Below are 12,951 nucleotides of genomic sequence, written 5' to 3' on the forward strand. Positions count from 1 at the left end.
ACAAACAAATGTGCGGAATAGTAGGATATACAGGCTTTAGAGACGCCTATGATATTGTAGTTAACGGTCTTAAGAGATTAGAGTACCGTGGTTATGATAGTGCAGGGATCGTTTTAGAAAGTGCACAAAATAAACTTGAATTAAAGAAAACAAAAGGTAAGGTTTCTGATCTTGAAGAAATTGCAGAAGGATTAAAAAACACTGCACATATCGGAATGGGGCACACTCGTTGGGCAACTCACGGTGTACCTAGCGACAGAAACTCACACCCGCATCTTTCCAATAATGGTAAAATTGCATTAATCCACAATGGTATTATTGAAAACTATGATACCATTAAAACAATGCTTACTCAGAAAGGTTTCGTATTTCATTCTGAAACCGATACTGAAGTACTGGCTAACTTCATTCAGTATTTTATGGATGAATCCGGTAAAGACTTTCCTGAAGCAGTAAGAACAGCACTAAGTGAAGTTTATGGAGCTTATGCGGTAGCTGTTTTACATGAAGATCACCCGGGACAATTTGTTGTAGGAAGATTAAGCTCTCCTTTAGCAATTGGTTTAGGGGATAACGAATATTTCATTGCTTCTGATGCTTCTCCATTCGTTGAGTTTACAAAAGAAGCGATTTATCTGGAAGACGGACATATGGCTCTTATCTCTTTAGAAGGAGGAGTAGATATCCGCGTAATCAACGATAATACAAAAGTAGATGCTCAGATTCAGGAACTGAAGTTGAGCCTTGAGCAGATTGAAAAAGGAGGATACGATCATTTCATGTTAAAAGAAATTTTCGAACAGCCTAAATCTATTCATGATACAATGCGAGGAAGAATACTTTTAGATGAAGGTATTATCAAAATGGCTGGTATCTGGGACAATCTGGACAGAATTAAAAAAGCAAAAAGAATTGTTATTATTGCTTGTGGTACTTCTTGGCATGCAGGCCTTATCGGTGAATATCTTATCGAAGAGTTTGCAAGAATACCTGTTGAAGTAGAATATGCTTCGGAATTCCGTTACAGAAATCCAATCATAGGACCTAAAGATGTTGTTATTGCAATTTCTCAGTCTGGTGAGACAGCAGATACAATGGCAGCTATTAAATTGGCAAAAGAAAAAGGAGCATTTGTATATGGAATTTGTAATGTAATCGACTCTTCAATTGCTCGTATTACAGATGCAGGTTCTTATACACACGCAGGTCCGGAAATCGGAGTAGCTTCTACAAAAGCATTTACGGCACAGTTAACGATCCTTTCTCTTATTGCTCTGAAATTAGGTAAGCACAACGGTAATCTTAACAATACAGAATTCATGAAATATCTGTATGAATTAGATGCCCTTCCTAAGAAGGTAGAAGAAGTATTGGAGTCTTCACACGATACTGTGAAGAAAATGGCAAAAGATTTTGTTGAATCTACCAACTTCCTGTATTTAGGTAGAGGTTATAACTTCCCTGGTGCTCTTGAAGGTGCTCTAAAATTGAAAGAAATTTCTTATATCCATGCTGAGGGTTATCCTGCAGCCGAAATGAAGCACGGTCCGATTGCACTAATCGACGAAAATATGCCGGTAGCCATTATTGCTCCTAAACTGGGACATTATGATAAAATTGTAAGTAACGTTCAGGAGATTAAGGCAAGAAAAGGAAAAGTTATCGCTATTGTAAACAAAGGCGATACTCAGGTTGCTAACATGGCAGATTATGTAATTGAATTCCCTGAAACTTCTGAGTGTTTCTCTCCGATAGTTTCCGCTATTCCATTACAGTTATTATCTTACTACATTGCAGTTTACAGAGGTGCAAACGTAGATCAGCCAAGAAACCTGGCAAAATCTGTTACAGTAGAATAAATATCATATTGAGTATAATCGAAAACCTGAGTATCTTTGCTCAGGTTTTTTTGTATGGAAAAGTTAGATTACATCATCGTAGGGGACGGATATGCCGCCATGTTTTTTGCACATCAGCTATTGAAAGGCGGTAAAACTTTTAAATTATTTTCTGAAGGAAATAGAGCAGCGTCACATATCTCGGCAGGAGTATGTAATCCTGTTGTACTGAAGAGGTATAACAAAATATGGAATGATGAAGCACAAATGGACTATTTACCGGTTATCTTTGATGAGATTGAAGAATACCTGCATAAAAACTATTTAATCCAGGAAAATGTAGTTCGTATATTCCACGATGAAGGCGAGCATAAGCTATGGCTTAAAAAAGCTTCACAGGAAAAATTTGAAGACTATTTGGATTCAAACATACAGCAACTATCCAGTGTTGAGAATCCTTTTGGTATAGGAAGGGTAAAAAACTCCTGTCGTCTGGATGTTCGTAATTTCTTCACAGATTTTTTTAATTTTTTAGAGGAGAAAAACGCGCTAATAAAAGAAAGGTTTAATTATGATAAATTAAATACTGATCAGAATTCTTATAATGACTTTACTTTTGATAAAATCATCTTTGCAGAAGGGATAGGAATAAAAGATAATCCCTACTTCAGTGAAATACCTGTTAAGCCCAACAAAGGGCATCGTTTTAGCCTTCGACTGGAAAAAGATACAGAAGCTTTTGTGATCAAGAAGAAACATTTTCTGTTCAGATTTTCCGGAGACGAATATTATTATGGTGGAACCTATGACAGAGATTCCGAAACCCACGAGATTGAAGAAAAAGCTGTTGAGGAACTGAAAAAAGGACTTGAAGAAGTGTATAAATATGGCTATAAAATAGACGAAATATCTACTGCTTTCCGTGCGACTGTAGCAGACAGAAGACCTATAATCGGACGTCACGAAACACATGATAATCTTTATATTTTTAATGGATTAGGAGCAAGAGGCGTATTAAATGGCAGCTATTTTTCTAAGCAATTATTCGATTTTATAGAACATGGAACTGAATTTCATGAAGAGGTAAATGTAAAAAGATTTTCTCAAACCGAGAAATTGTCTTAAATTGCACAGATTATGATGTCCAAACGGTGTAAATACGCTTTAAAAGCGATGGTGAGGCTGGCGAGAAACTATAAAAATGGATTCTTGTCGACGGCCATTATTGCACAAGAGGAGAACATTCCCAAAAAATTTCTAGAACAAATTTTGCTGGAACTAAAAAGAGCCAAGCTTGTAAACAGCAAGCAAGGAATAGGTGGAGGTTATTATTTACTTAAATCTCCCGATGAAGTTTCTTTAGCGGATTTGTACCGTATTTTCGAAGGGCCAATTTCTTTAACGCCCTGTATTTACCTTAACTATTACGAAGCTTGCGACGATTGTGTTGACGAGGAAGCATGCTACCTAAGACATGAATTAATCAACGTTCGTGAGAAGACGCGTAAAAGTATGATGGAGGCTACACTAACAGCCTTTATGAATAGGAAGTAATTTTTTTTAAATCTAAATACTACTAATTTGGTAGATTTAATAGAATTAATATATATTTGCAAAATAAATTTTGAATCTGAAATGGAAAATAGTCTGAAAATACAACTGAATGAATTACTGGAAGGGATATCGGAAACCCTTTCCAATACAGAGATTTTGCAGTTACTGGTAGACAGATTTCCGAAAGAGGTAATCTTTTCTACCAGTTTTAGTTATGAAGATCAGGTTGTAACATATCTGGTAAAAGACTTGGATGTGGATATTTTTACACTGGATACAGGAAGGCTTTTTGAGCAGACTTACGAAACATGGTCGGCAACAAAAGCTTTTTTCAAAAAAGATATCAAAGCATTTTATCCGGACGCAGAAGTCTTAGGGAAATTTGTAACTGAAAATGGACCCGATTCATTTTATCGTTCAGTTGAAAACAGAAAGACCTGTTGTAATATCCGTAAAGTTCAGCCTTTGAAAAAAGCATTGCAGGGTTATAAAGTTTGGGTTACCGGATTAAGAGCGGAGCATTCTGCTAACAGACACAGTATGTCCCCATTGGAGTGGGACGCAGATAATCAGATTATAAAATACCATCCATTGCTACACTGGACGACGCAGGAAGTAAAGGACTATGTAAAAGAAAACAGACTACCGTATAATTATCTTCATGAAAAAGGTTTTGTAAGTATCGGATGTGCACCGTGTACCAGAGCTATTCAGGAAGGAGAAGATTTCAGAGCCGGCCGCTGGTGGTGGGAGGATGCTAATAAAAAGGAGTGTGGTCTGCATATTCACCAATAAAAAAGAAAACAAATGTCAACAATAGAACAAGCCAATTATTTAGAACAGTTAGAATCCGAATCTATTTATATTCTACGTGAAGTAGCCGGACAGTTTGAACGTCCTGCATTGCTTTTTAGTGGAGGAAAGGATAGTATCACATTGGCACATCTGGCTTTTAAAGCTTTTAGACCTGGTAAAATTCCTTTCACCTTTGTTCATGTAGATACCGGACACAATTTCCCGGAGGCATTGGACTTCAGAGATGCTTTGGTAAAAGAATTAGGTGTAGGCCTTGTGGTACGTAAGGTGGAAGATACAATAAAGAAAAAAAATCTTACAGAACCAAAAGGTAAGTTTCCGAGCAGAAACTGGCTGCAGACTTTCACGCTGCTTGATACAATTGAAGAATTTGAATTCGATGCCTGTATTGGTGGTGCTAGAAGGGATGAAGAAAAAGCACGAGCAAAAGAGAGAATCTTTTCAGTACGTGATGAATTCGGACAATGGGATCCGAAACTTCAGCGTCCGGAATTGTGGAATATTTTCAATGGTAAGATTCATAAAGGAGAGAATGTTAGAGTTTTCCCGATTAGTAACTGGACTGAATTAGATGTATGGAATTATATCCGAAAAGAGAAAATAGAATTACCATCTATTTATTTCTCTCATGACAGAGAAGTAGTAGATCTGAACGGACAATGGATTGCTAATTCTGAACATGCTTCTCTTGATTCCGATGATCTGATAACTACAAAAAGAGTACGTTACCGTACTGTAGGAGATATGACCTGTACAGCTGCTGTAGAATCGAATGCTGAAACAATAGATGAAGTAATAGATGAAATTATAGCAACCCGTATTTCGGAAAGAGGAGAAACACGAATCGATGACCGGGTGACTGAAGCTGCAATGGAAGACCGTAAAAAAGGAGGATACTTTTAATATAATTGATGATCGATAAGTAATAATTGATTTATCTATCATCGACAATCATTTATCAATTACAACTGAGAAGACATGGACATATTAAGATTTATAACAGCAGGAAGTGTAGATGATGGTAAAAGTACCCTTATCGGCAGACTGCTTTACGATAGTAAAAGCATTTTACAGGATCAGCTGGAGGTTTTGGAAAAGCATTCTAAGAACAAAAATGATGACGGAGTAGATCTTGCGCTTCTTACTGACGGACTGCGTGCAGAAAGAGAGCAAGGAATTACAATAGACGTAGCCTACAGATATTTTTCAACAGCCAGAAGAAAGTTTATTATAGCTGATGCTCCCGGGCATGTACAGTATACCCGAAATATGATCACCGGTGCATCCAACTCGGATCTGATGGTCATCCTTATCGATGCCCGCCAGGGAGTTATAGAACAAACCAGAAGGCATTCTATTATAGCATCATTACTTAACCTGAAAAAGGTTGCTGTAGCGATCAACAAAATGGATTTAGTAGATTATTCACAGGAAGTCTATGAAAATATAAAAGCTGATTATGCAAAAATTGCAGAAAATCTTGGACTGACTCATGTTACCTATTTTCCGATATCAGCATTAAGAGGAGATAATATAGTAACCAGATCTGCTGATACAGATTGGTATAATGGTGTTTCTCTTTTAGAATACCTGGAAGAAGTACAAGTAAATACCGATACAGATATTAACAGTCGCTTTCAGGTGCAGTATGTAATTCGTCCTCAAAATATGAAATATTTCGCCGATTCCTATGAAAATAATGAACAAGAAGAGAGGCAGTTTGATGAATTACATGATTATCGTGGTTATGCCGGGAAAATTCTAAGTGGGGATTTTCGCAAGGGAGATCACATTTCTATTCTGCCTGCAGAAATTTCTACGAAAATAGACAGAATTGAAATTAACGGATCCGAAGTTGAAGAAGCCTTTGAAGGGCAGTCGGTGGTATTGCATATTGAAGATGATATAGATGTAAGCAGAGGAGACTTTTTTGTAGCAGCAGAGCAATTGCCACAAGTAGAAAAAGAAGTAGAAGTATTACTATGCTGGCTGGATCAAAAAGCATTACAGCCGGGTAATAAATACATATTGCAACACCATAGCAGACAGATAAAAGCTTTGGTGAAAGATGTGGAATATAAAGTAAATGTAAATACACTGGAACACGAAAAAGCAGATGGTGATATAAAGCTGAATGAAATTGTAAAAGTAACACTAAAAACAGCACAGCCTCTGGTTTTCGATAGTTTCAGAAAAAATAAAGCAACAGGTTCTGCAATTCTGGTAGACGAAACCTCTAACTCGACAGTTGCAGCCTGTATAATTCAGTAAATATGAGTAAAGTGTCCGATTCTTTTATTGAGCAGATTTTTCAGAGAAAAAAAAATGCATCATATGGTTTCTTCGATAAGAATAAAGCTGAAGCTTTTGTGGAGGAATTATACCAGTTGCTTTTTCTTCCTCAGCATATCAATATGGAGGAGACGCTGAGAAATAATTTTGATGAATTACAGAACAAACTTTTTGAATTAATTAAAAATACGACCGATGACAAACTTTTTGCAGAACGACAAGTGGAAGTGCTGTTTGATGCATTGCCGGAAATATATGATCGCCTGATACTGGATGCTAAATCCATTTTAGAATTTGATCCTGCAACAGAATCACTGGAAGAAATTCTGCTGGCATATCCCGGATTTTTCGCCACTTATGTTTATAGGATTTCCCACCAGCTGTGGAAACAGAAAATAAGAACTCTTCCCCGCATTCTTTCGGAATACGGGCATAGCAAGACCGGAATCGATATTCATCCCGGAGCGGTTATAGGAGAACACTTTTTCATAGATCACGGAACAGGTATTGTGATTGGAGAAACATCGGTAATTGGCAATAATGTGAAGATCTATCAAGGGGTAACATTAGGCGCATTAAATGTTTCCAAAGATAAAGCCAATCAGAAAAGACATCCTAATATCGAGGACAACGTTATTATTTATTCTGGTGCTACTATTCTGGGTGGAGAGACAACCATTGGCCGGGACAGTATTATAGGAGGTAATGTATGGATTACCCAGAATGTTCCTTCAAATTCTCTGGTCTATAACAAAAGCGAAATCAGGATAAAAGACAATAATCCTCTTCCGGAGTCATTAACCTTTGTCATTTAAAGTACTAATAACCATATATACAGTAAACAACTAAAGAAAAACATTATGAAATTTCAGAATATATTAGAAACTATAGGAAATACACCAGTCGTAAAAATTAATAAACTTTTTAATTCAGATAGTGAGGTTTGGATAAAGCTGGAGAAGAGTAATCCGGGCGGAAGTATTAAAGACAGAATTGCTCTTTCGATGATTGAAGATGCAGAGGCTAAAGGATTACTGAATAAAGATAGTATAATTATAGAACCTACAAGTGGTAATACCGGAATCGGACTTTCTCTGGTAGCAGCTGTGAAGGGATATAAACTTATTCTGGTCATGCCCGAGAGTATGAGTGTGGAAAGAAGAAAGATTATGGAGGCTTATGGAGCAGAATTCGTATTGACACCAAGAGAAAAAGGGATGAAAGGTGCTATCGAAAAAGCCAGTGAACTAGCAGAAGTAACGCCAAATTCGTGGATTCCGAGACAGTTTGATAATCCTGCAAATGTGAAAGTTCATACTGAAACCACAGCACAGGAAATTTTGCAGGATTTTCCGGACGGACTAGATTATATTATTACTGGAGTAGGAACTGGTGGACATATCACAGGAATTGCACAAGTAGTAAAACAAAAATATCCTAATGTAAAAGTAATCGCTGTAGAACCGGAATTATCACCAGTATTAAGCGGCGGTGCACCGGGGCCACATCCGTTACAGGGCTTAGGAGCAGGTTTTGTTCCGTCTATTCTGGATACTTCTATTTTAGATGGTATTACTCAGATTGGCAAAGATGAAGCTTTTGCTTTTGCTATCGAAGCCGCAAAAAAAGAAGGTCTTTTCGTCGGGATTTCTACAGGAGCAGCATTAGCTGCTGTTGCAAAAAAACTTTCCGAAGTGCCGGCAGGTTCTAAAATATTAACGATTAACTACGACACGGGAGAAAGATATCTTTCCATAGAAGGATTGTTCTAAAGCATTTATTTTAAAAAGAAAATAATTATTGCTAATGCTTCGATAGTTCATCAGGCTCACTATAAACTCAGCTCAGCATGACAGTTTTAATATTCAATCTTAGGTTGTAACGTTGTCAGTCTGAGCCTGTCGAAGACTCTATAGTAAATTGAGAATACAGCAATAGAAGAAACATACACCAGATTTTAAATGAAAACAACTAATAAAACACCAAAGGTATATCTTATCGGTGCAGGGCCTGGCGATCCTGATCTGATCACAGTAAAAGCTATTCGCGCCATTACAGAAGCAGATGTAATCTTATGTGACAGACTGGTTAGTCCCGAGATTGTGGATAACTATGTGGGAAAAGAAACAGAGATTGTTTATGTAGGTAAAGAATGCAGTAAAAAAGCATCCACACCACAGTCTTCTATTAATGAACTGATGGTAGAATATGCACTTCAGAATAAAACGGTTGCAAGACTAAAGGGTGGGGATGTGTCCATATTTTCCAATATCCTGGATGAATTACAGGTACTGAAAGAGAATAAGATCGCATATGAAATTATTCCGGGAGTAACTGCCGCTCTTGGAGCTGCTGCTTATGCCGGAATGCCCTTGACAGCGAGAGGATATGCAACATCAGTTAGATTTCTTACATATTATAAATCCGAAATACTGAATGAGGATTACTGGAAAGAAATAGCAGAAACCAATGATACGCTGGTGTTTTATATGTCTGTAGGAAACCTTACCAATCTGGTGGATAAATTTAAAGAATATGGTGTCTCTTCGGAAAAGAAAATCGCCGTAATAGAACAGGCGACAACACCTTTTCAGAAGGTATATACTTCTTCATTTGAAGATTTTGCCCAAAAGTTGGGGCATAAACTATTTGCATCACCTTCATTGGTGGTTATCGGCAAAATAGTAAATCTGCATGAAGAATTCTCCTGGCTGCAAAATACAGACGGGGAAGGATTGTATTTCAAATCAATAACCAATGGAAGTCTGCTTCCAAAAACTCAAAAACTTTTTGAATATGCTGTCTGAAACTAAACTAAAAGTACTGAAAGAAATATCCAGTGGCTTTTCCAGAGATGAAGCTATCTGGGCAAGCGGTTATCTGGCAGGTTTGGCCGGAACGTCTGCCGCTGTGACAGACTTACCTCCACAGCAAACGACACATACAACAGCTGTAAAGAAAATAGCACTGGTATATGGTACAGAAACAGGTAATAGTAAGAAACTTGCAACAGAGCTAGCCGGAGTTGCTAAGAAAAAAGGCATTCAGGTAAAGTTGGGTGATTTGTCTCAGTACAAGCCTAAAGACCTGGCCAAGGAAGAATATTTATTTGTTGTAATAAGTACTCAGGGAGAAGGAGAGCCACCAATCCTGGCGAAGAAATTCTACGATTATATTCATGAAAACGAACTGAATCTTTCCAATATTAAGTTCGGAGTTTTAGCATTAGGTGACAGTACTTATCCACAATTCTGTAAAACAGGTGAAGATCTGGATATACGTTTCGAAGTTCTCGGCGCAGAACGTATTATTCCGCTAAAAAGATGTGATATAGATTATGAAGAAGATGCCCACAAATGGCTCGATCATATTTTTGAGGTTGTACAAAATAAGGCTGTAAGCCCTTCACAGGCAACGGTTGCACCAAAGGCATCCTCCGGCAGAAAAAAGTATCAGGGAAAAGTATCCGCTATTATTAACCTGAACGATATTACTTCTGATAAAGAGACATATCACATTGAGATTGAAACGGAAGAGCCAATTGCCTACCGTCCGGGAGATGCATTAGGAGTTATACCTTATAATCCAAAATCTGTGGTAAAAGAGATTATCGGCTTAACAGGTATAGATCCTGAAAAACAAATTCAGACAGCCAGAGTCAATGCCAGTGCAGAAGAGCTTCTTCATCAGCATCTTAACATCAGCTATCTGCTAAAGACAACAGTTGCACAATATGCACAAATTACCGGACATGATATACCGGAAACCCGTTTAAGTCTTTTGGATTTGCTTAGAATTTATCCGGTAAAAAACGCAGAGGAATTCGAAGACGTTATAAAAGCACTGACCGTTCAGGCTCCACGTTTGTATTCAGTTTCATCGTCGCCGGAGGCTCATGGAGATTCTGAAATTCATATTACAGTAGCCAAATCAGAGTTTTTAATCAATGATAAAAAACAAAATGGCTTGTGTAGTGGCTTTCTCAGTGAATTTGAAGAAGACGGAGATGTCGAGTTCTATATACAGGAGGCTAAACATTTTAAACTTCCGGAAACGGCAAAAGATGTTATAATGATAGGCCCCGGAACAGGAATCGCACCATTCCGCTCATTCCTTTGGGAGCGTGATGCTACGGGAGCAGAAGGAAGAAACTGGCTTTTCTTCGGAGACCGGAGTTTTGTATCAGATTTCCTTTATCAGTCAGAATTTCAGGATTTCCTGAAAACAGGAGCTTTAACGAATCTGGATCTTGCATTTTCCAGAGATACTACAGAAAAAGTATACGTACAGCACAGACTGCAACAAAAATCTTCGGAAGTATTTCAGTGGTTGGAGGGAGGAGCATCAGTATATGTATGCGGGGCAAAAGAGCCTATGAGTAAGGATGTGGAAGAAACACTACTCGGTATTATTCAGCATGAAGGAAAAAGAAACGAAGAGGAGGCAAAAAACTATTTAGAAGAACTGGAACTAAGTGGCAGATATGCTAAAGATGTATACTAAAACAGTTTGATTGTAAAATCGTTAAACCGTTTTATAGATCTTACAGAAATTAAGAAAATAAAGTGGGTTGAGAATCTCAATATTCTAAATTTCTTAATGGTATAAAATATTAAATAATTTAGGATAAGTCTCTTCGAGACCTATTAATATAAGATAGGATGAAGTCCTATAGCTAAAAATAAAACAACAATCATGAGTGCTAAAGATAATCTTTCACCAGTAGAAAAAATAAAAACCAGCAGTAACGGACTTAGAGGGACTTTGAAAGAAAGTCTTCTGGATAATTTTACTGGTGCTATCCGTGAGGATGACCAGAATCTGATAAAATTCCACGGTATGTACCAGCAGGACGATCGTGATCGCCGAGAAGAACGTGTGTCAAAAAAATTAGAATGGCTGTATTCCTTTATGATCCGTTTACGTCTTCCGGGAGGTTTCCTTACTTCTGAGCAATGGATTGGGTTAAATGAAATTGCAAGGAATCACTCAACCGGAACAATTAAAGTAACAACCAGACAGACAATTCAGCTTCATGGTATTCTGAAGTCTCATATAAAGCCGACTATTCAGTCATTCAACCTTCAGCATTTGGATTCTATTGCAGCTTGTGGGGATGTTAATCGTAATGTAACCTGTACTTCTAATCCTTCTGAATCACCATTGCATAACGAAGCATATGAACTGGCTGGTAAGATTAGTGAGTTGTGCCTGCCTAAAACAAAAGCCTATTATGATATCTGGATTGACGATGAATTGGTAGTAGACCGCAAAGCTGAAGAAGATCCATTATATCAGGACAGATATTTACCCCGTAAACTGAAAATTGGGATTGCAGTTCCGCCTAATAACGATGTAGATGTATTTATCAACGATATTGCACTGATTGCTATTATTGAAAACGATCAGATTGTAGGTTACAATATTGCTGCCGGTGGCGGATTAGGAGCTACACACGGAAATGAGGCTACTTATGCAAGATTGGCTTCAGTTCTGGGATTTGTAGATACAGAAGAAAAGGTACTGAAAGCGGTATATGAGATCATTACTGTACAACGTGATTTTGGGAACAGAAGCGACCGTAAATTGTCCAGACTGAAATACACAATAGATAAACTGGGAATAGAAGGTTATCGAGCTGAAGTAGAGAAAAGATGTGGTTTTAGTTTTGAGCCGGCGAGAGAATATAAGTTTGAGCAGAGAAAAGACCGTTACGGCTGGATACAAAATCATGAAGGAAAATGGTTTTATACCGTATTTGTAGAACATGGAAGAATACTGGATGAACCTGACAAACAAGGAGAGCAATATCCATTAAAATCTGGATTGTTGAAAATTGCAGAAACCAGAAAAGCCAACTTCCGTTTTACCTGTAATCAGAATCTTATTGTATCCGACGTTCTGGAAGAAGATAAAGCAGAGATAGATAAAATTCTTAAAGAATACGGAATCTCTGATTATACAGAAAAAGCCAGCGCATTGCGAAAAAATTCAGTAGCCTGTGTAGCTTTTAATACATGCTCTTTAGCATTAGCAGAAGGTCAGCGCTATTTACCAACACTGGTGACAAAAATAGAACCTTTACTGGAAAAATATGGACTCTTTGAAGAAGATATCACCATTAGAATGACGGGTTGCCCGAATGGATGCGGAAGATCTCCAAATGCAGAGATTGGTTTTGTGGGAACAGCCTATGGGAAATACAATCTGCATATTGGTGGAGACCGTTTAGGAACAAGGCTTAATATAAAATATAAAGACAATATTGGTGAAGACGAAATCCTGAAAACTCTGGATGAACTCTTCGGAATCTATATACAGAAAAAAGAAGCTGAAGAAACCTTTGGTGATTTTTCATACCGCTATTTACAAATCACAAAATAAAAATATGATAGATATTCTTTACCGACAGAAAAAATCTCAGAAACATTACCATCATCTTTTGGGTATA

Annotated in this window: 11 protein-coding genes; all 11 read left to right on the top strand. The window is 37.6% G+C overall.

What is annotated here, in order from left to right; genetic code table 11:
• Positions 1-8: 8 nt before the first annotated feature.
• The 11 genes from glmS to AYC65_RS01015 all read left to right on the top strand — a co-directional run bounded on the left by glmS (position 9) and on the right by AYC65_RS01015 (position 12,884).
• Positions 9-1,859: a glutamine--fructose-6-phosphate transaminase (isomerizing) gene (gene glmS / locus AYC65_RS00965; RefSeq protein WP_034868542.1), complete on the top strand. Its 1,851-nt coding sequence runs from the start codon at positions 9-11 to the stop codon at positions 1,857-1,859.
• Positions 1,860-1,913: 54 nt separating this feature from the next.
• Positions 1,914-2,963, top strand: a complete 1,050-nt coding sequence (locus AYC65_RS00970) for an NAD(P)/FAD-dependent oxidoreductase (RefSeq protein ID WP_034868539.1) — start codon at positions 1,914-1,916, stop codon at positions 2,961-2,963.
• 12 nt (positions 2,964-2,975) lie between these two features.
• The gene (locus tag AYC65_RS00975) at positions 2,976-3,392 is read left to right on the top strand and encodes an RrF2 family transcriptional regulator (protein ID WP_078674682.1); all 417 of its coding nucleotides are present in this window, start codon (positions 2,976-2,978) and stop codon (positions 3,390-3,392) included.
• Positions 3,393-3,473: 81 nt separating this feature from the next.
• On the top strand, positions 3,474-4,187 hold the full coding sequence (locus AYC65_RS00980) for a phosphoadenylyl-sulfate reductase (RefSeq protein WP_034868537.1): 714 nt from the start codon (positions 3,474-3,476) through the stop codon (positions 4,185-4,187).
• 12 nt (positions 4,188-4,199) lie between these two features.
• Positions 4,200-5,111, top strand: coding sequence for a sulfate adenylyltransferase subunit CysD (gene cysD / locus AYC65_RS00985; RefSeq protein WP_034868536.1), 912 nt, complete (start codon positions 4,200-4,202; stop codon positions 5,109-5,111).
• Between the two features lie 75 nt (positions 5,112-5,186).
• Positions 5,187-6,479 carry a sulfate adenylyltransferase subunit 1 gene (locus AYC65_RS00990; RefSeq protein WP_034868533.1) on the top strand — a complete coding sequence of 431 codons (1,293 nt, stop codon included), beginning with the start codon at positions 5,187-5,189 and terminating at the stop codon, positions 6,477-6,479.
• 2 nt (positions 6,480-6,481) lie between these two features.
• A complete protein-coding gene (gene epsC, locus AYC65_RS00995; RefSeq protein ID WP_034868531.1) occupies positions 6,482-7,315 on the top strand; it encodes a serine O-acetyltransferase EpsC in 834 nt (277 codons plus the stop codon).
• Between the two features lie 45 nt (positions 7,316-7,360).
• Positions 7,361-8,272, top strand: a complete 912-nt coding sequence (gene cysK, locus AYC65_RS01000; protein WP_034868530.1) for a cysteine synthase A — start codon at positions 7,361-7,363, stop codon at positions 8,270-8,272.
• 189 nt (positions 8,273-8,461) lie between these two features.
• The gene (gene cobA, locus AYC65_RS01005) at positions 8,462-9,307 is read left to right on the top strand and encodes a uroporphyrinogen-III C-methyltransferase (protein ID WP_034868528.1); all 846 of its coding nucleotides are present in this window, start codon (positions 8,462-8,464) and stop codon (positions 9,305-9,307) included.
• Positions 9,297-11,003: a diflavin oxidoreductase gene (locus AYC65_RS01010; RefSeq protein ID WP_034868525.1), complete on the top strand. Its 1,707-nt coding sequence runs from the start codon at positions 9,297-9,299 to the stop codon at positions 11,001-11,003. The genes cobA and AYC65_RS01010 overlap by 11 nt, the downstream gene beginning before the upstream one ends.
• 189 nt (positions 11,004-11,192) lie before the next feature.
• The gene (locus AYC65_RS01015) at positions 11,193-12,884 is read left to right on the top strand and encodes an NADPH-dependent assimilatory sulfite reductase hemoprotein subunit (RefSeq protein WP_257788235.1); all 1,692 of its coding nucleotides are present in this window, start codon (positions 11,193-11,195) and stop codon (positions 12,882-12,884) included.
• Positions 12,885-12,951: the final 67 nt, after the last annotated feature.

The sequence above is a fragment of the Elizabethkingia bruuniana genome (assembly GCF_002024805.1).
In the GTDB taxonomy this organism is placed as follows: Bacteria; Bacteroidota; Bacteroidia; order Flavobacteriales; family Weeksellaceae; genus Elizabethkingia; species Elizabethkingia bruuniana.

What these genes read in the sequence shown, in the direction of transcription:
- glmS (WP_034868542.1), top strand. Translation starts at nt 9, where the DNA reads ATGTGCGGAATAGTAGGATATACAGGCTTTAGAGACGCCTATGATATT.
- AYC65_RS00970 (WP_034868539.1), top strand. Translation starts at nt 1,914, where the DNA reads ATGGAAAAGTTAGATTACATCATCGTAGGGGACGGATATGCCGCCATG.
- AYC65_RS00975 (WP_078674682.1), top strand. Translation starts at nt 2,976, where the DNA reads ATGATGTCCAAACGGTGTAAATACGCTTTAAAAGCGATGGTGAGGCTG.
- AYC65_RS00980 (WP_034868537.1), top strand. Translation starts at nt 3,474, where the DNA reads ATGGAAAATAGTCTGAAAATACAACTGAATGAATTACTGGAAGGGATA.
- cysD (WP_034868536.1), top strand. Translation starts at nt 4,200, where the DNA reads ATGTCAACAATAGAACAAGCCAATTATTTAGAACAGTTAGAATCCGAA.
- AYC65_RS00990 (WP_034868533.1), top strand. Translation starts at nt 5,187, where the DNA reads ATGGACATATTAAGATTTATAACAGCAGGAAGTGTAGATGATGGTAAA.
- epsC (WP_034868531.1), top strand. Translation starts at nt 6,482, where the DNA reads ATGAGTAAAGTGTCCGATTCTTTTATTGAGCAGATTTTTCAGAGAAAA.
- cysK (WP_034868530.1), top strand. Translation starts at nt 7,361, where the DNA reads ATGAAATTTCAGAATATATTAGAAACTATAGGAAATACACCAGTCGTA.
- cobA (WP_034868528.1), top strand. Translation starts at nt 8,462, where the DNA reads ATGAAAACAACTAATAAAACACCAAAGGTATATCTTATCGGTGCAGGG.
- AYC65_RS01010 (WP_034868525.1), top strand. Translation starts at nt 9,297, where the DNA reads ATGCTGTCTGAAACTAAACTAAAAGTACTGAAAGAAATATCCAGTGGC.